This is a genomic window from Embleya sp. NBC_00888 (assembly GCF_045207655.1).
GTDB lineage: Bacteria > Actinomycetota > Actinomycetes > Streptomycetales > Streptomycetaceae > Embleya.
The window spans coordinates 2,834,388-2,853,148 of the sequence record NZ_CP108784.1; the positions used below are offsets into that span (position 1 = coordinate 2,834,388).

Sequence of the window (18,761 nt, forward strand, 5' to 3'; positions counted from 1 at the left end):
TACATTGGATCGCGTGACCCGGATTCGCATCGCCCTCAGCCAGATCAACCCCACGGTCGGCGACCTCGACGGCAACGCCGAACTGGTCGTGGGGCGCACCCGGAAGGCCGCCGAGCGCGGCGCGTCGCTCGTGGCCTTCCCGGAGATGGCGCTCACCGGATATCCCGTCGAGGACCTGGCACTGCGCTCGTCCTTCGTCGAGGCCTCCCGCCGCGCGCTGGAGGCGCTCGCCGCCCGACTCGCCGCCGAGGGACTGGGCGAGGTCGCGGTCGTGGTCGGCTATCTGGACCGGTGCGGGGTGTCCACGCCGCGGCTGGGCCGCCCGGCCGGCGCCCCGCAGAACGCGGTCGCGGTGCTGTACGGCGGCCGGGTCGCGGCCCGCTCGGCCAAGCACCACCTGCCCAACTACGGCGTGTTCGACGAGTACCGCTACTTCGTCCCGGGCGATCGGCTCCTGGTCACCCGGGTCGGCGGAGTCGACGTCGCGATCGCCGTCTGCGAGGACCTGTGGCAGGAGGGCGGCCCGGTGGCCGCCGCGCGCGCCGCGCGGGTCGGCCTGTTGTTGTCGATCAACGCGTCACCGTACGAGGTGAGCAAGGACGACTCGCGGCTGGAGCTGGTCCGCCGCCGCGCCGGCGAGGCGAACTGCGCGCTCGCCTACGTCAACGCCTTCGGCGGCCAGGACGAGTTGGTCTTCGACGGCGACTCGCTGATCGTGGACGCCGAGGGGACGGTGCTCTCGCGTGCGGCGCAGTTCCGCGAGGAATTGTTGATCGCCGACCTGGACCTGCCCGAGCGCACCGTGGACGACAGCGTGTACAGCGCGGGCGACGTGGTGGCCGACGGCCTGACCATCCACCAGGTGATCCTCACCGAGGAGGCCGCGCCGGTGCCCGCGCCCGCCGCCGCGCACTCGATCGCGCCGGCCCTGTCCGACGACGCGGAGATCTACCGCGCGCTGGTCACCGGGCTGCGCGACTACGTGGCCAAGAACGGCTTCAAGTCGGTGTTGCTGGGCCTGTCCGGCGGGATCGACTCGGCCCTGGTCGCCGCGATCGCGGCGGACGCGGTGGGCGGCGGCAACGTGTACGGCGTCTCGATGCCCAGTGGCTACTCCTCCGAACACTCCAAGGACGACGCGGCCGACACCGCCGCGCGGATCGGGCTCAACTACCGCCAGGTGCCGATCGCCCCGATGGTCGACGCCTACCTGGGCGCGCTCGGGCTGACCGGCCTGGCCGAGGAGAACCTCCAGGCCCGGGTGCGCGGCACCACCTTGATGGGGCTGTCCAACCAGGAGGGCCACCTGGTCCTGGCCACCGGCAACAAGAGCGAGTTGGCCTGCGGCTACTCCACGCTGTACGGCGACGCGGTCGGCGGTTTCGCGCCGATCAAGGACGTGCCCAAGACCGCGGTGTGGCGGTTGTCGCGCTGGCGCAACGCGGAGGCCGAGCGACTCGGCGAGCCGGCTCCCATCCCGGAGAACTCGATCACCAAGCCGCCGAGCGCCGAGTTGCGGCCGGGGCAGGTCGACACCGACTCACTGCCGCCGTACGACCTGCTCGACGCCATCCTGGACGGCTACGTCGAGCGGGACATGGGCCGCGACGCGATCGTGGCGGCGGGTTTCCGGCCGGAGTTGGTGGACCGGATCCTCAAGCTGGTGGACACGGCCGAGTACAAGCGTCGGCAGTACCCGCCGGGCACCAAGATCTCGCTCAAGGCGTTCGGCCGGGACCGGCGGCTGCCGATCACCAGCCGGTGGCTCGAGAGCGGCTGAGCACGACCCCGAGAGCGGCCGAGCACGTCCCCAAGGCACGACCCGAAGAGCCCGACACGGACACGACGAAGGGCCCGACCGATGCGGTCGGGCCCTTCGTCGTGCGAGCGGCTCCGCTCGGTCGCGGATCCGCTCAGCTCAGCCGCAGGTCCGCCAGGATCGGCATGTGGTCGCTCGGCGTGCTGCCGAGCACCTTCGCGGCGGCGGCGGCCATGCCCCGGTACATGACGTGGTCGATCGCGGCCATCGGGAACGACTCGGGCCAGGTGAAGCCCATCCCGGTGCCGGCCGCGTCCTGCGCGTCCGCCAGGAAGCGGGTGACCGGGCGCAGCGCGCGGTCGTCGGTGGTGCCGTTGAGGTCACCGGCCAGCACCACGTGCGGCGCGGTCTCGACCGCGAGCGACCGGGACAGCCGATCGATCGTTTCGTTGCGGTCGCCGACGGTGAAGCCGCTCGGGCCGAAGCGCACCGACGCGAGGTGCACGGCGTAGAAGGCCACGTCACCCTTGGGCGTCTTGATCACCGTGCGCAGCGCGCGGGTGAAGCCCATCCCGACGTCGACCGCCTCGGCCTTGCTCATCGAGAAGTCGGCCGTGGTCCAGACCGCGACCGTGCCCTCGTGCTGCACGTTCGGGTACCGGCTCTTGAGCACCGCGTCGTACAGCTTCCACGCGCCCTCGGGCAGTTCCTCCAGCGCGATCACGTCGGCGTTCGCGCCGAGCAGCGAGCGGGCGGTGCCGGCCGGGTCGGGGTTGCTCGCGTTCACGTTGTGGCTGAGCACCCGCATGTCGTGCGGGCCGCCGCCGCGACCGGGCATGAAGAAGCCGCCGAACATGGTCACCCACACCAGGATCGGCAGCATGGTCGCGGCCACCGCGGTCCACGAGCGACGGATCGCCGCGCAGGCCAGCAGCACCGGGACGACCAGGCCCGCCCAGGGCAGGAAGGTCTCCACGAAGCTGCCCCAGTTGCCCGGGGTGTTGGGCACCATCCGGTGGAACGCGAGCGGGAGGGTGGCCAGCACCGCGAACACGGCGATCACTCGGCCGCGGCGCCACGGCGGGGTGCGCCACGTGGCGACCGCACCGTCCCGCACGCCCTGCCACGACCACCGTGACCCTCGCCGAGGACCTCCGTCGCCGGCCGGCTGCGGCTCGGCTCCGGTGTCCGTCGTGGTGGGCCACGTCATGCTGCCTCCTGAAGTCCCAGGCTCGAGTCCCGACTGTGTCCGCGTCAACGTACGAACAAAACGTCCCCTACGTCGAAACGGACGCCGGAAAGCGGTCGATAGGTTCCCTATGGGCTCAGGAGCGAGCGCGAATCCCGCCGAGCAGCGCGTCCGCGATCTGGCCCGGCAGTTCCGGTTCCAGACTTGCGTTCTCCCGTACCAGCTTGCGTACCAGTATGGGGCCCGTGACCAGGTCCATCAGGACCTCCATCGGCAGGTCGGCACGCAGCTCGCCGGAATCCACGCCGCGTTGCAACAGGCCGCGCAGGATCGCCCGGCGTTTCTCCACGACCACCTCGTGATAGCGCCGGTGCAACTCGGGATGGCTGCGCATCTCACCGGAGAGCATCCCCATCAGCCCGTCGCCGCGCTTGTCCACCGCCTGGAGGCGCATGTGCTCCAGGACCAGGATCAGATCCTCGCGCAGCGATCGGCCCTCGAGCACCGCCGGCTTCACCTCGGCGGCCTCGACCGCCGCGACGATCAACGCCTCCTTGCCGGGCCAGCGGCGGTAGATGGTGGCCTTGCCCACGCCCGCCTCCTGGGCCACGGCCTCGACGGAGATCGCGGCGATGCTGCGGTGCGCGTCCAGCAGGCGCAGGGTGGCGCCCAGGATCGCCCGTTCGGCTTCCTCGCTGCGCGGCCGACCCCGGCGGGGCTTGTCCGCCGCGCCGGGCTCGGTCGTGCTGTCGGCCAGGGGTTCGGCCGCTGATGCGGATGTCGCAGGCTGCATGTCAGACCTTCGCGGAGCGCGGTTCCTCGGCGGACCGTTCGGTTCGGTCCGCTTCGGGGGCAGTCTGCCCGGACTCGCGGCGCGGCATCCACAGGAACACCACGACCGCGCCGATCAGCGCGACCACGGCGGAGCCGATGGAGGCGGCGTGCATGGCGTCGATGAAGCCGTCCTTGGCCGGGTCCACGAGCGCCGCGCCCTTGTCGCCGAGTCGGCCGGCCACCGCGAGCGTCGCCTCGACCGAGTCGCCGGCCGCGCCCTTGGGCACGTCCGGCGGGAGCTTGTCCAGGTCGCCGGAGATCCGATCCCGATAGACCGACGAAAGCACCGAGCCCAGGATCGCCACGCCCAGCGCGCCGCCGACCTGACGCACGGTGTTGCTGACCGCGGAGCCGGCCCCGGCCTTCTCCCGCGGCAGCGAGGACATGATCGAGTTGGTGGCCGGCGGCATCACGTGCGCCATGCCCGCGCCCTGGAAGAAGAAGACCACGCACAGGATCCAGATCGGCGAGGTGCGGTCCATGCCCAGGAAGGCCAGGAAGCTCAGGCCCACCAGGAGCATGCCGCCGGTGGTGACGGCGCGTACGCCGAACCGCTTGACCATCACCGAGCTGCGTGCCGAGAACATCAGCTGCGCGATCGCCAGCGGGAGCAGCAGCAGGCCGGTCTGCAGCGGGGTGTAGCCGCGCACGCTCTGCAGGTAGAAGGCCATGAAGAAGGTCACGCCCATGAGCGCGAAGAACACCAGGCCGATCGCGCCGGCCGCGGCGGAGAAGGCCGGGTCGCGGAAGAACTTGACGTCCAGCGCGGGATGGTCGCTGCGCTTCTCGAACCACACGAAGAAGGCGAGGACGACCAGGCCGAGCACGATCGTGCCGATCACCTCGACGCTGCCCCAGCCCGCGTCGCCGCCCCGGATGATGCCGTAGACCAGCGAGACCAGTCCCGCGATGGACAGCGCGACCCCGATCGGGTCGAGCCGGCCGGGCCTGGGGTCGCGCGAGTCGGGCACCAGGAGCAACATCGCGACGATGCCGACCAGCACGATCGGAACGTTGATCAGGAAGACCGAGCCCCACCAGAAGTGGTCGAGCAGCACGCCGCCGGTGATCGGGCCGATCGCGATCGCCAGACCGACCGCGCCGGACCAGATGCCGATCGCCTTGGGCCGCTCGTGCGGCTCGAAGACGTTGCTGATGATGGACAGTGTGGCCGGCATCACGAACGCGCCGCCGAAGCCCATCACCGCGCGCGCGGTGATCAGTTGCCCGGGGCTTTGCGAGTAGGCGGAGAGCAGGGACGCGAGGCCGAAGATCACCATGCCGAACAGCAGGGTGCGCTTGCGACCGAAGCGGTCGCCCAGGATGCCGGCGGTGAACAGCAGGCCGGCGAAGACCAGGGTGTAGGAGTTGATCGCCCACTGGAGCTCGCTCTGGGTGGCGCCCAGGCCCTTCTCCGGGTCGGCGATGGTCTTGATCGCGACGTTGAGGATCGAGTTGTCCAGGACGACGACCAGCAGGCTGATCACCAGGACGCCGAGGATGGCCCAGCGGCGGCGATGTATGTGCTCGTCGACCGTGCGTATGGGAGGAACGTTCGCTGAAGTCACGGGTGAAGCTCGATTCGTCGAACATGTGGGACCGGTTCGGGTTGCCTCACAGGCTAGGGCCAATTTACGAAACGAGAACGTCTCGTATTGCAAAACCTCGGCAAATGCCGGGTCCGATGATCACTCGACGATCACCCGGCGGTCACCCGGAATCCGGCGTCCGACTCCCCTGTTGTCCTGTTACGGCGCGTGTCACCATGGCGTTGTCCGGGGACGCCGTCCGAGCGCCTCGAGTCGGGAGAACACCATGTCCAGCAACACATCCGCGCAGCCGATAGCCGCTTCGGGCGAGGGTCCGGGACTGACCCTGTACGGCGGCGAGGGGACCGGGCGCCGGGTCACCGTGCGCGACCTCGCCCGCGCCAAGCGAGCCGGCGAGCGCTGGCCGATGCTCACCGCGTACGACGCGATGATCGCCTCCGTATTCGACGACGCGGGCATTCCGGTGCTCCTGGTCGGCGACTCGGCGGGCAACAACCACCTCGGCTACGAGAACACCGTGCCGGTCACCATGGACCAGTTGGTGATGCTCACCGGCGCGGTCGTGCGCGGCACCAAGCGCGCGCTGATCGTGGCCGACCTGCCGTTCGGCTCGTACCAGGAGTCCCCCGAGCAGGCCCTGCGCAACGGCGTGCGGCTGCTCAAGGAGGCCGGCGCCGGCGCGGTCAAGCTCGAGGGCGGACAGCGCTCGGCCCGTCAGGTCGAGGCGCTGGTCGCGGCGGGCGTACCGGTGATGGCCCACCTCGGGCTCACCCCGCAGTCGGTGCACGCCTTCGGCGGCTACCGCGTGCAGGGTCGGGACGCGGAGAGCGCCGAGCAGTTGCTCGCGGACGCCAAGACGATGCAGGCCGCGGGCGCGTTCGCGGTGGTCCTGGAGTGTGTGCCGGAGGACCTGGCCGCGCGCGTGACCGAGCAGTTGGAGATCCCCACCATCGGCATCGGCGCGGGTGTGCGGTGTGACGCGCAGGTGCTGGTGTGGACCGACATGGCCGGCATGACCACCGGCCACACCGCCAAGTTCGTCAAGCAGTACGTCGACCTGCGCGCCGTGCTCGGCGACGCGGCCAAGGCGTTCGCGGGCGACGTGGTCGGCGGCGCCTACCCGGGTCCGGAGCACACGTTCCACTGAGTATCGGGTGGGGCCGTACGATCGAACTCCCGGTCGTACGGCCCCTTTCCCGCACCTGGAGCAGTTCGTGACGCACCCCTACGGAGACTACGGCCGCCGCCCCGCGGCCGGCTCGCTGCGCCACGTGCGACCGAGCCCGCTCTTCCTCGCGATAGTCGCGGTCTGCGCCGCCTCGACCTGGTACACGTGGCACGACGACGGCTCCTCCGAGGCGGCCACCCGCACCGGCGTGTTCCTGCTGGTGATGTCCGGCTGGCTGGTGTCGTTGTGCCTGCACGAGTTCGCGCACGCGTTCGCCGCACTGCGCTCGGGCGACGACAGCGTGGTGGGCAAGGGCTATCTGACCCTGGACCCGCTCAAGTACAGCGATCCGCTGTTGTCCTTCGTCCTGCCGACGATCTTCGTGCTGCTCGGCGGCATCCCGCTCAGCGGCGGCGCGGTCTACCTGGACCGCTCGGCGATCCGCGGCCGGGTGCGCAACAGCATGGTGTCGGCGGTCGGACCGCTGACCAACGCGGTGCTGGCGATCGTGCTCGCGCTGGTGTTGTCCTCCGGCGCGGTGGACGGCGCGAGCCCGACCTTCGTCGCCGCGTTCTCGTTCCTGATCCAGCTCCAGGTGATCGCGGCGGTGCTCAACCTGCTGCCGGTGCCGGGCCTGGACGGCTACGGCGTGATCGAGCCCTGGCTGCCGTACGACTTCCGGCGGGCCATCGCGCCGTACGCGCCGTACGCGATCCTGTTCCTGTTCGCGCTGTTGTGGTCGCCGTCGGTCAACGGCTGGTTCTACGACGTGATCGACCACGTCACCGACGCGCTGGACGTGTCGCCGTACCTGGCGAGCGACGGCTACCGGTTGTTCCGCTTCTGGTCCTGAGGATCCCCGGGACCCCGCCGGCCCCGGGCGCGCCGCCACCGTCGGATGAGCGGACCCGGGCCACGCCGGGGCCGGGTCTCGTCCGGCGTCAGGTGGTGCTCGGGGATCTCGTAGCGGTGCAGGTAGCCGCCCACGAAGGCCTGTCCGGTGGCCGCGATCGGGATCGCGATCAGCGCGCCCACCACGCCCAGCAGCGCGGCGCCGGCGATCACCGCGCCGAACGCGACCGCCGGGTGGATCTCCACCGTGCGCGCGGTGATCCGCGGGTGCAGCAGATAGTTCTCCAACTGCTGGTACGCGGTGGCGAACGCCACCACCCACACCGCGGTCAACGGGCTCACCGTCAGCGCGATCAGCGCGGGCAGCACGATCGCGATGTAGGTGCCCACGGTCGGTACGAACTGCGAGATCAAGCCGACCCACAGCGCCAGCGGGACCGCGTACGGCAGGTCGAGCACGAAGAAGGCGAGGTAGTGCGCGAACGCCGAGATCAGCGCGAGCGCCGCCCGCGAGTACAGGTACCCGCCGGTCTTGTCGATCGCGATCTCCCACCCGCGCAACACCTCGGCCTGCCTCTCCGGCGGCAGCAGCGAACACACCGCACGGCGCATCCGCGGCCCCTCGGCGGTGAAGTAGAAGGTGAACAGCGCGATGGTGAACAACTCGAACAGGCCGGCCACGATCTTGGCGGACAGACCGAGCGCGTTGTTCGCCACCCGCTCGGCATAACCCTGGACGGTGTCGGAGTTTTTGAAGATGTCGCCCTGGATCTTCTCCACGGTCAGGTCGGTGTCGAAGGTGCGGTTCACCCACGCGACCAGGTCGTCGAGATAGTCGGGCAGGTGCCGCGCGAACGCGACCACCTGGTCCACCAGCAGCGAGCCCACCACCGCCAGGAAGCCGGCGCAGGCCAGGAAGACCACCACGAACGCGATGCCGGTGGCCACGCCGCGCCGCATCCCGCGCCGGGCCATCCGGTCCACCGCCGGCTCGAAGGCGAGTGCGAGGAAGAACGCGAGCAGCAGGTCGATCAGCAGCGAGCGCAGGTGGGCCAGCGTCCAGCCGAGCAGCCGGAAGCCCGCGATCATCACCAGGATCATGAACACGGCCCGCGGCAACCACGGCGGCATGCGATCACGCGACCCGACCCGTGTGGTGGGGGTGTCGGGTGTGCTCACATGGGCTCCCTGTGCTCTTCCGCACCACTGTGTCGTAATGCGCATCCGGTGACAGGAAGAGACTAGAGCGTCACGTTATGTCCATTTGGGCATGTCGGGGAGCCGCCCGTCGGTTCAGGCCCGTTTGGTCGTCGGCAGGTCCATCGAGACGCACACGCCGCGCCAGACGTCCTTGGCCTCGATGCCCGCGGCCAGCGCCTCGTGCACGGTCCGCCCACCCAGCTCGGACATCACGTGGTCGCGGGCGAAGGACTCGGCGTACGAGTCGCCGAAGTGGGCGCGCATGCGTCGCCAGAAGTCGGTGAGTCCCATGCGACCAGTATCGCGGTCGCGCCGCGTCCCCCTGTCGCCCGCTTGTCGTCCGCCGCGAATGTCGGAGCCACGCGGCACCATGGGGAGTTATGCCACACGACGATCCCGCCTCGGCCCTGGCCGGCTTCTCCCTCGCCACCCGGGAGTGGTTCACCGGCGCCTTCCACGCGCCGACCCGGGCCCAGGAGGGCGCCTGGCGCGCCATCGCCGAGGACAAGGACGCGCTGGTGGTCGCGCCCACCGGATCCGGCAAGACCCTCGCGGCGTTCCTGTCCGCGCTGGATCGGCTCGCCGCCGAACCGGTGCCGGCCGACCCGCGCCGGCGCTGTCGGGTGTTGTACATCTCGCCGCTCAAGGCGCTCGCGGTCGACGTCGAGCGCAACCTGCGCAGCCCGCTCACCGGCATCCGGCAGGCGTGCGTACGCCTGGGTCTGCCCGAGCCCGAGGTCACCGTGGGAGTGCGCTCCGGCGACACCCCGGCGGCCGATCGACGCCGGTTCGCGACCAAGCCGCCGGACATCCTGATCACCACGCCCGAGTCGTTGTTCCTGATCCTCACCTCGCAGGCCCGCGAGGCGCTGCGCGGGGTGGACACGGTGATCGTGGACGAGGTGCACGCGGTCGCCGGCACCAAGCGCGGCGCGCACCTGGCGCTGAGCCTGGAGCGGCTGGACGAACTCCTGGAGCGGCCCGCGCGCCGGATCGGCCTGTCCGCGACCGTGCGCCCGGTCGACGAGGTGGCCCGCTGGCTGCGCTCGACCGGCGACGTGCGCGTGGTCCAGCCGCCGGCCGCCAAGACGTTCGAGCTCTCGGTCGTGGTCCCGGTCGAGGACATGAGCGAGCTCGGCGGCGGCACCGGCGAGTTCGACGAGGCCGGCAACGAGCGCAAGGCCTCGGTGTGGCCGCACGTCGAGGAACGCATCGTCGACCTGATCCAGGCGCACCGCTCGACCATCGTGTTCGCCAACTCGCGCCGGCTGGCCGAGCGGCTGTGCGGCCGCCTGAACGAGATCGCCTACGAGCGCGCCACCGGCGAGAAGCTGCCCGAGGACGCGTCGCCGGCCGAGCTGATGGCGCAGGCGGGCAGCAGCCGAGGCGCGCCCGCGCTGCTGGCGCGCGCCCACCACGGCTCGGTGTCCAAGGAGCAGCGGGCCCAGGTCGAGGAGGACCTCAAGGCGGGCAGGCTGCCCGCCGTGGTGGCCACCTCGAGCCTGGAACTGGGCATCGACATGGGCGCGGTGGACCTGGTCGTCCAGGTCGAGTCGCCGCCCTCGGTGGCCTCCGGCCTACAGCGGGTGGGACGGGCCGGCCACCAGGTGGGCGCGATCTCCCGAGGCGTGATCTTTCCCAAGTTCCGCGGCGACCTGGTGCAGACCGCGGTGGTCACCGAGCGCATGCGCGAGGGCGCGATCGAGTCGGTGCGCGGGCCGCGCAATCCGCTGGACGTGCTCGCGCAGCAGATCGTCTCGATGGTGTCGATCGAGGACCGGGACGTGGACGCGCTGCTCGCGCTGATCCGCCGGGCCGCGCCGTTCACCGCCCTGCCCGCGTCGGCCTACGAGGCGACGCTGGACATGCTCGCCGGCCGCTACCCCTCGGACGCGTTCGCCGAACTGCGCCCGCGCATCGTGTGGGACCGGGTGGGCGGGGTGCTGTCCGCCCGCCCGGGCGCGCAGCGGCTCGCCGTCACCTCGGGTGGCACCATCCCCGACCGGGGCCTGTTCGGCGTGTTCCTGGTCGCGGGCGACGCGAAGTCGCGGGTCGGCGAGCTGGACGAGGAGATGGTCTACGAGTCGCGCGTGGGCGACGTGTTCACGCTGGGCACGTCGTCGTGGCGGATCGAGGACATCACCCACGACAAGGTGCTGGTCTCGCCCGCCCCCGGGGTGCCGGGCAAGCTGCCGTTCTGGCACGGCGACGCGCTCGGACGGCCGGTGGAACTGGGCCGGGCGCTGGGCGCGTTCGTCCGCGAGGTGGGCGCGCTGCCGGCGGACCGGGCCCGCGAACGGGTGGCCGCCGCGGGCCTGGACCCGTGGGCGGTGGACAACCTGCTCGGCTACCTGGGCGAGCAGCGCGAGGCGTGCGGCCACATCCCCGACGACCGCACCATCGTGGTCGAGCGCTTCCGCGACGAGCTGGGCGACTGGCGGGTGGTGGTGCACTCGCCGTTCGGCGCCCAGGTGCACGCGCCCTGGGCGCTGGCCATCTCGGCCCGGCTGCGCGAGCGCACCGGTCTGGACGTGCAGACCATGCACGGCGACGACGGGATCGTGCTGCGGCTGCCGGACACCGGCATGCCCTTCGGTGAGCAGTCCTTCGGCGAGGAGCCCGACGATCTCGCCGCGGGTGCCCTGCCGCCGGACTTCGCGCTCTTCGAGGAGGCCGAGGTGGAGCCGCTGGTGACCGCCGAGGTCGGCGGATCGGCGCTGTTCGCGTCCCGCTTTCGCGAGTGCGCGGCCCGCGCGCTGCTGCTGCCGCGCCGGATGCCGGGCCGGCGCACCCCACTGTGGCAACAGCGCCAACGCTCGGCCCAACTGCTCGCGGTGGCCAGTGAGTACGGCTCGTTCCCGATCGTCCTGGAGACGATGCGCGAGTGCCTCCAGGACGTGTTCGACGTGCCCGGCCTGACCGGCCTGATGCGCGACATCGCCACCCGCGCGGTGCGCATCGTCGAGGTCACCACCACCGAGCCCTCGCCGTTCGCCCGCTCACTGCTGTTCGGCTACGTCGCGCAGTTCATGTACGAGGGCGACTCGCCGCTCGCCGAACGGCGGGCGGCGGCGCTCGCGCTCGACTCACGGCTGTTGGCCGAGCTGCTCGGCCAGGCCGAGCTGCGCGAACTGCTCGACCCGCAGGTGCTGGCGCGCACCGAGGCCGAGTTGCAACGGCTGGCCGAGGATCGCCGGGTGCGCGACGCCGAGGGCGTCGCCGATCTGCTGCGGCTGCTCGGGCCGCTGACCACCGCCGAGGTCGCGGCACGTGCCACGGGCGCCTTCGAGAGCGATTGGCTGACCGGCCTGGAGGATGCGCGTCGGGTGATCCGGGTGCGGATCGCGGGCGAGGAGCGCTGGGCCGGCATCGAGGACGCGGGCCGGCTGCGGGACGCGCTGGGCACTCCCCTGCCGGTCGGCGTCCCCGAGGCGTTCACCGAGCCGGTCAAGGATCCGCTGGGCGACCTGCTGGCCCGGCACGCCCGCACGCACGGCCCGTTCCGGGCGGGCGAGGCCGCCGCCCGCTTCGGTCTGGGCGTCGCGGTGACCACGGGCACGCTGGAGCGGCTGGCCGCGGGCGGGCAGGTGGTCTCCGGCGAGTTCCGCCCCGGTGGATCCGGCCTGGAGTGGTGCGGCGCGGAGGTGCTGCGGATGTTGCGCCGGCGCTCGCTGGCGGCGCTGCGGCACGAGGTCGAACCGGTGCCGCCGGTCGCGCTGGCCCGGTTCCTGACCGCGTGGCAGGGCGTCGGCGCGAGCGGGGTGCGCGGCCCGGACGGCCTGGTTCGGGTGATCGAGCAGCTCCAGGCCGCGAGCGTGCCGGCTTCGGCGCTGGAGAAGCTGGTGCTGCCCTCGCGCGTGGTCGACTACCACCCGGCGATGCTGGACGAGTTGTGCGCGGCCGGCGAGGTGGTGTGGGCCGGACACGGCGCGCTGCCCGGCAAGGACGGTTGGCTCTCGCTCTGCCTCGCGGACGCCGCGCCCTACCTGCTCCCGCCGCCGGTGCCGCTGGAGACGACATCGCTGCACACCGCGATCCTGGCCGCGCTGTCCGGCGGCTACGCGCTGTTCTTCCGGCAGTTGACCGAGCGGCTGGAACTGCCGGCTCCGGCGTCCGAGGCGGCGATCGCCGAGGCGCTGTGGGATCTGGTGTGGTCCGGGCGGGTCACCGGTGACACGCTCACCCCGCTGCGCGCGCTGCTCGGCTCCGGGCGCACGTCCGGCTCCACCGCGCATCGCGCCCGGCGGGCGACCCCGCGCGGGCGGTACGCGGGACTGAGTCGGGGTCGTCCGGTCGCGTCCGGGCGCACCGGGCCGCCCACCGTGGCCGGCCGCTGGTCGCTGGCCCCGGCGCCCGAGCCCGACCCGACCCGGCGCGCCCACGCGCTGGCCGAGACGCTGCTCGACCGGCACGGCGTGGTCACCCGCGGCGCGGTGGTCGCCGAGGGCAGCCCCGGCGGGTTCGCCGCGGCCTACAAGGTGCTGAGTGTGTTCGAGGACGGCGGCCGGGTCCGCCGGGGCTACTTCGTGGAGGGCCTGGGCGCCGCCCAGTTCGCCGCCGACGGCGCGGTGGACCGGCTGCGCGCGCTCCAGAGCGCGAGCGAGCGTCGCGAGCCGCACGAACTGCCCGGCGCGGTGGTGCTGGCCGCCGCCGACCCGGCCAATCCCTACGGTGCCGCGCTGGCGTGGCCGGACCGTCCCGGCGAGACCGGCGGCGGCCACCGCCCGGGCCGCAAGGCGGGCGCGCTGGTGGTCCTGCTCGACGGGGAACCGATCCTGTACATCGAGCGCGGCGGGCGCACGTTGTTGTCCTGGACCGACGACCCGGACCGGGTCGGCCCGGCCGCCGAGGCGCTGGCCCACGCGGTGCGCGCGGGCGCGCTGGGCAAGCTGACGGTGGAGCGGGCCGACGGCGCCGAGGTACTCACCTCCTCGCTCGGCAAGGCGCTGGAGGCGGCCGGGTTCCATGCCACCCCCAGGGGTCTGCGCCTGCGAGGGTGACACCGTTTCGTTACACGAGCGCCCGGTCCGCGAAACACCCCGGTCATGTACGTCCAGCAGGATCGTGGTCACGGAAGGCGACGCGGGGAGCGATCCCGGTGACGCCGACCGGCACCATCCGCCCGTGGCGACCCTGCACGCGTCACGGTCGGAAGCACATGGATCCGGCGTCGCGAACGTGTTCCTGGCCGCGCGCTCGCGACGTCGGTCCCTGTGCGGCATTGCCCGCGGCGCCGCGACCCCCGGGGTTCGGCCGCACCGACGGGTCCGGGGGGACTCGGAAGGCCGGCCCCGGGCTCGGCTCGGCCCGCCGCCCGTCCGGGACAATGGTGGGGTGCCCGAAGGCGACAGCGTGTATCAGGTGGCGCGGCGGCTGCGCGCGGCCCTCGTGGACCACCTACTGACCGTGACCGACTTCCGCGTGCCGGCCCTGGCGACCGTGGATCTGACCGGGCGCTCGGTCCTGGCGGTGGTCCCGCGCGGCAAGCACCTGCTGACCCGGATCGAGGGCGGCCTCACGCTGCACACCCATCTGCGAATGGACGGCAGGTGGGAGATCCAACCCACCGGCCCGCGCCCGCTCCCCCGGCCCTGGCACGCGATCCGCCTGGTGCTGGCCAACGCGGGACAGACCGCCGTCGGATTGCGGATGCCCGTGGTCGAACTGCTGCGCACCGCCGAGGAGGCGACCGCGGTCGGCCGGCTGGGTCCGGATCTGCTCGGCCCGGACTGGGATCCGGTCGAGGCCGCGCGCCGACTGGCCGAGCGCCCGAACCGGCCGATCGGCGAGGCGCTCCTGGACCAGCGCAACCTGGCCGGGATCGGCAACGTGTACCGGGCCGAGCTGTGCTTCCTGCGCGGCATCACCCCCTGGACCCCGGTCGCGGCGGCCGGCGACCCGCACGCGTGGGTCGCCCTGGCGCACCGCCTGCTGTACGCCAATCGCGACCGGATCGGGCACGTCACCACCGGCGACACCCGACCGGGCCGGCGGCACTGGGTCTACGGGCGCGGCGGTCGCCCGTGCGCGCGCTGCGGCACCTCGATCCGGCGAGCGGACCTGGGCGACCCGCCGCGGGTCGCGTTCTGGTGCCCGCGCTGCCAGGTGTCACCCGATGGGAGTACACCCGGTGACCGACGCCCGGGCGGTTCGTCGTACAGGGCATGAGCCCGCCCCGGATCGTGCCCGCCCTGGTGTTGCCCGTCCTGCTCGTGGCCGCGGCCGGCTGCACCTCGGTGTCCGCGCCGACCCCGTCGCCGCGCCCGGCGCACCCGGCCGCGACCGCCGCCGCCCCGTTCGCGCCCGTGCCGGAACCGACTCCCGCCGCCGAGGTCTCCGCGTTCGCGGCGGAGCCGGAACCGGCGATCACGGCGATGGCGGGCGGCTCGGCCCAGTCCGAGATGCCCGAGCCGGCCGGCCCGACCGCGACCGGGCAGGATCCGGATCCGGATCCGCCGCCCCCGTCCCGGACCACCCGCCCGCGCCCGCGGGCCGACACGGGCGAGGCCCGGCCGGCCCGCACGAGTGCGCCGACCGGGCGCTCGAACCGGGTCGAGAGCGACCCGTGCGACGCCCTCGCAGCGGCCGGCGTGTTCCCCCGCGGCGGTGCCACGCACCGCTGGTGCCACCGGCAGGAGGGTCGGCGGTGACACCGATCTCGTTGCCCCACGCCTTTATTGACTGTTCGTCAGATGGCTCGTACGGTCGGCGCGCTGTGCACGCCTAGCGCCGGGAGGCCAACCGTGTTTCGTGAAGCCCTCGATCTGACCGGCCGGGTCGCCGTGGTCACCGGCGCGGCCTCGGGCATCGGCCGCTCCAGCGCCGAGGTGCTGGCCGACCTGGGCGCGACCGTGGTCTGCGCGGACATCCACGAGGCCGGGGCACAGGAGACCGCGAAGGCGATCGTGGCCGCCGGCGGCGCCGCGACCGCCGCCGCCGTGGACACCTCCGATGCCGCCCGGGTGGACGCGCTGATCGGCGACGCGGTGGCCGCGCACGGCCGGCTCGACGTGCTCGCCAACATCGCCGGGGTGATGCACTCGAGCACGGTGATCGAGACCGAGGAGGCCGACCTCGACCGGGTCCTCGCGATCAACTTCAAGGGTGTCTTCTTCGGCTGCCGGGCCGCGGCGCGCGTGATGACCGCGCAGGGCTTCGGCAGCATCGTCAACATGGCCTCCGGCGCCGTGGACACCGCGACCTCGGGCCTGCTGTGCTACGGCGCGGCCAAGGCCGCGGTCGTGCAGTTGACCAAGACCCTGGCCACCGAGGTCGGTCCCAGCGGCGTGCGGGTCAACGCGGTCGCCCCGGGCTGGATCGTCACCGGGATGACCGGCCGGCACTGGACCGACGCGGACGGCAACGAGGACGAGGAGCGCAAGGCCGCCGTGGCCGCGCCGATGGCCCGGATGGCCCCGCTGCGCACGGTCGGCGAGCCCACCGACATCTCCTACGCGGTGGCCTATCTCGCCTCGGACGCCGCCAGGTTCGTCACCGGCCAGATCCTGCGCCCCAACGGCGGCATCGCGATGCCCTGGTAGACCACGACCCGAACCGTCACCCGCCCGACCCGCCATCCCGCGCCCGCACCGTCCGCGCTCATGCCGAAGCCCCGCCTCCCACGATCGGGAGACGGGGCCGGGGCTGCGCCTCGCTCAGGCCTGGTTCTCGGCCTGGAACATCCAGCTCATCTTCTCGAGATCCGCGGCGATCGTGATGAACAGGTCCTGGCTGACCGGGTCCGGTTCCTCGGTGGCCGCGATCCGCTCGCGCATGCGCTCGATCACCGCGCCGTACACACCGACGAAGTAGGCGACGACGTCGGCGTCCTTGATCCAGCCGGAGTCGGGCTGCGGGACACCGCTGCCCGCCGTGATGGTCGCCGCCCGGCCGTCCGGGTTGTACCCGATCGCCGAGGCGCGCTCCGCGACGGTGTCCGCGAAGGCGCGCGCCGAGGCGACCACCTCGTCCAGCTGGAGGTGGATCGAGCGGAAGCGCGGGCCCACCACGTTCCAGTGGGTCTGCTTGGCGACCAGCGAGAGATCTATCAGGTCGACGAGGGCACCCTGAAGCGCCTCGCCGGTGATCTTGCGCGCATCGTCGGACAGGGGGCTCTTGACGACGACCATGGTGCTACGACTCCTCGGGGTTGGTGTCGATTCGACCACCGGGCCGGGGGACCCGGTGCACACGACACCGGATGCCCCGATTCGGCCGATCGATGCTCCCGAGTGGGAAAGACCACACCACGGGTCGTCGAGGTCAGGCCGCCACCACCACGCTCACCGCGTTGTCGGCGGAGATCGGGCCCGTGCCCGACGACCGGTCGTTGTTCTGACGTTCCGCGGCGGCGCGCTCGTTCGGCGTGAAGCCGGCACCGACCGGTTCCAGGACCGGACGCATCGCCTCGGCCGAGGCCAGCTCGGCGAGGGCCAGCTCGTCGCTGACCTCCCGCATGAGCACGGACATGCGCACGTCCAGCGCGTCGCAGATCGCGGCGAGCAGTTCGGACGAGGCTTCCTTTTGGCCGCGCTCGACCTCGGACAGGTAGCCAAGGGATACCCGGGCTGAGGACGACACCTCGCGCAGGGTGCGACCCTGACGCTGGCGCTGGCGCCGCAGCACGTCACCCAGCAGGCGACGGAGCAGGATCATCGGTCGCTCCCTCCTAGGGCGGCTCGGGGGGTCACAGCCCCACCGTACCTGCCCGACCGCGCGGGTGTGCCCGCCTTACGGTCCTGTTCACTCAGGGCGTGGAACCTTGACGGCGGGGGTGTCCAGGGTCCATGGGGTTTCCGGCCCACTCCCACCTCGATTCGCAGCACGTCGTTGCACAGCCTTCCGCGTGTCCCGCGCATTCCCGACCGGAGCACTCTCCCCGGCCGACCGGGGAGCCCGGTCACCCCGTACACGACGGGTCCTGCTCGGCCGGCAGCCCCGCCACGACGCACCGGAGCAGATCCAGGACGCGGACCGTGGTCATCTCCCGAATCCTGCTCCGACTGCCCGAGAACAGCAACGAAAGCACGGTTGTTCCCTCGGGTCCGGCCACCGCGATGTGCACGGTGCCCACGGGCTTGCCGTCCTGGGGGTCCGGCCCGGCGACCCCCGTCGTGGCCACCCCGTAGGTACCCGACATGAGGCGCCGCACACCCTCGGCCATCGCCCCCGCCACGTCCGGGTGAACCGCGCCCACGGCGGCCAGCAGGTCGGCGTCCACGCCGAGCACCGCGGCCTTGACGTCGGTGGCGTACGCGGTGATCGAGCCGCGCACGCTCGCGGACGCGCCCGGCACCGAGGTCAGTTCGGCGGCGACCAGGCCGCCGGTGAGCGACTCGGCCACCGCGACCGTGGCGCCGCGCTCGCGCAGCAGGTCCAGCACGACACCGGCCGGCGTGTCGCCCGCCTCGCCGTACACACAGCCCCCGAGCAGTTCGCGGGCCCGCGCCGTGGCGGCGTCGACCGCGTCGGCGCCGCCGGGAGCGGTCGAGGTGAGCTTGACCCTGGTCTGCCCGGCGGTGGCGAGGTAGGCCACCTCGACCGCGCCCACGACCGCGAGTTCCTTCTCCAGCGGCTCCAGCGTCGCGGCGATCACGCCCTCACCGACAGACGCGGTGAGCAACTGGCGCTGGGCCCGGATCGGCGGGTTGCCCGCGCGGCGCAACAGATCGGGCAACACCCGGTCCTCGGTCATCGCGATCATCTCGTGCGGCGGGCCGGGCACCGCGTACACCTGCACGTCGCCGATCTCGATCGCCACGCCCGGGGCGCTGCCGTTGGGGTTGGGCAACGAGCGGCCGCCTTCGGGCACGTCCGCCTGCTGCAGGCCCAGCGCGGTGAGAGTGCGGTTCAGGCCCTGGTACCGGCGGCGCAGCCAGTCCTCGATCGCCGGGTCCCGGCGCAGCGCCACCCCGGCGACGGCGGCGATCGCCTCGCGCGTGCGGTCGTCGGAGGTGGGACCGAGGCCGCCGGAGACGAGCACCGCGTCGGCCCGCCGCACGGCCTGGGTGAGCACGTCGATCATCTCGTCGAGTCCGTCGCCCACGGTGGACACGCCGGTGACTCGCAGTCCGGCCGCGGTGAGTCGGCGGCCGAGGGTGACCGCGTTCGTGTTCACCACGTCGCCGACGAGCAACTCGTCCCCCACCGCGACCAGTTCGACCTTCAATTCGCGCATGGTCCCTCTCCCCCCGTGGTCGGGTTCCGTCC

At 72.5% G+C, this 18,761-nt stretch carries 15 protein-coding genes; 7 read left to right on the top strand and 8 right to left on the bottom strand.

Translation table 11 applies throughout. The annotated features are described in order from the left end of the window. Positions 1–13: 13 nt before the first annotated feature. Positions 14–1,780, top strand: a complete 1,767-nt coding sequence (locus tag OG948_RS11385; protein WP_406295928.1) for an NAD+ synthase — start codon at positions 14–16, stop codon at positions 1,778–1,780. Positions 1,781–1,913: 133 nt separating this feature from the next. On the opposite strand, the gene OG948_RS11390 is transcribed toward OG948_RS11385, so the two are convergent. From OG948_RS11390 to OG948_RS11400, 3 genes are all read right to left on the bottom strand, one after another. After that, positions 1,914–2,969: an endonuclease/exonuclease/phosphatase family protein gene (locus tag OG948_RS11390; RefSeq protein ID WP_406295930.1), complete on the bottom strand. Its 1,056-nt coding sequence runs from the start codon at positions 2,967–2,969 to the stop codon at positions 1,914–1,916. A 115-nt stretch (positions 2,970–3,084) separates the two neighbouring features. Beyond that, entirely contained in the window at positions 3,085–3,741 is a 657-nt protein-coding gene (locus OG948_RS11395) for a TetR/AcrR family transcriptional regulator (RefSeq protein ID WP_406295932.1), read from the bottom strand. Position 3,742: 1 nt separating this feature from the next. Next, the gene (locus tag OG948_RS11400) at positions 3,743–5,350 is read right to left on the bottom strand and encodes an MFS transporter (RefSeq protein WP_406295934.1); all 1,608 of its coding nucleotides are present in this window, start codon (positions 5,348–5,350) and stop codon (positions 3,743–3,745) included. 247 nt (positions 5,351–5,597) lie between these two features. On the opposite strand from OG948_RS11400, the gene panB reads away from it, so the two are divergent. Then, positions 5,598–6,479 (top strand): 3-methyl-2-oxobutanoate hydroxymethyltransferase, encoded by an 882-nt coding sequence (panB, locus tag OG948_RS11405; RefSeq protein WP_395862226.1) that lies wholly within the window; start codon positions 5,598–5,600, stop codon positions 6,477–6,479. 67 nt (positions 6,480–6,546) lie between these two features. Continuing rightward, entirely contained in the window at positions 6,547–7,353 is an 807-nt protein-coding gene (locus OG948_RS11410) for a site-2 protease family protein (RefSeq protein WP_406295936.1), read from the top strand. Here the strand turns inward: OG948_RS11410 and OG948_RS11415 are convergent. After that, positions 7,326–8,531 carry an AI-2E family transporter gene (locus OG948_RS11415; protein WP_406295938.1) on the bottom strand — a complete coding sequence of 402 codons (1,206 nt, stop codon included), beginning with the start codon at positions 8,529–8,531 and terminating at the stop codon, positions 7,326–7,328. The two genes, OG948_RS11410 and OG948_RS11415, sit on opposite strands and share 28 nt — an antisense overlap. Before the next feature lie 114 nt (positions 8,532–8,645). Continuing rightward, entirely contained in the window at positions 8,646–8,843 is a 198-nt protein-coding gene (locus OG948_RS11420) for a DUF3046 domain-containing protein (protein WP_360304842.1), read from the bottom strand. Positions 8,844–8,932: 89 nt separating this feature from the next. On the opposite strand from OG948_RS11420, the gene OG948_RS11425 reads away from it, so the two are divergent. From OG948_RS11425 to OG948_RS11440, 4 genes are all read left to right on the top strand, one after another. Continuing rightward, positions 8,933–13,552 (top strand): ATP-dependent helicase, encoded by a 4,620-nt coding sequence (locus tag OG948_RS11425; RefSeq protein WP_406295940.1) that lies wholly within the window; start codon positions 8,933–8,935, stop codon positions 13,550–13,552. Between the two features lie 334 nt (positions 13,553–13,886). Continuing rightward, entirely contained in the window at positions 13,887–14,720 is an 834-nt protein-coding gene (locus OG948_RS11430) for a DNA-formamidopyrimidine glycosylase family protein (protein ID WP_406295942.1), read from the top strand. Beyond that, the gene (locus tag OG948_RS11435; protein ID WP_406295944.1) at positions 14,717–15,202 is read left to right on the top strand and encodes a hypothetical protein; all 486 of its coding nucleotides are present in this window, start codon (positions 14,717–14,719) and stop codon (positions 15,200–15,202) included. Before OG948_RS11430 ends, OG948_RS11435 begins: the two co-directional genes overlap by 4 nt. Positions 15,203–15,295: 93 nt before the next feature. Then, the gene (locus OG948_RS11440; RefSeq protein ID WP_406295945.1) at positions 15,296–16,093 is read left to right on the top strand and encodes an SDR family NAD(P)-dependent oxidoreductase; all 798 of its coding nucleotides are present in this window, start codon (positions 15,296–15,298) and stop codon (positions 16,091–16,093) included. A 114-nt stretch (positions 16,094–16,207) separates the two neighbouring features. Here OG948_RS11440 and OG948_RS11445 read toward each other — a convergent pair whose 3' ends face one another. From OG948_RS11445 to OG948_RS11455, 3 genes are all read right to left on the bottom strand, one after another. Further along, positions 16,208–16,681 (bottom strand): Dps family protein, encoded by a 474-nt coding sequence (locus tag OG948_RS11445; protein WP_406295947.1) that lies wholly within the window; start codon positions 16,679–16,681, stop codon positions 16,208–16,210. A 133-nt stretch (positions 16,682–16,814) separates the two neighbouring features. Next, positions 16,815–17,207, bottom strand: coding sequence for a helix-turn-helix domain-containing protein (locus OG948_RS11450; RefSeq protein ID WP_395862211.1), 393 nt, complete (start codon positions 17,205–17,207; stop codon positions 16,815–16,817). A 244-nt stretch (positions 17,208–17,451) separates the two neighbouring features. After that, complete coding sequence (locus OG948_RS11455) at positions 17,452–18,729, bottom strand: CinA family nicotinamide mononucleotide deamidase-related protein (protein ID WP_406295949.1); 1,278 nt, start codon at positions 18,727–18,729, stop codon at positions 17,452–17,454. Between the last annotated feature and the right edge of the window lie 32 nt (positions 18,730–18,761).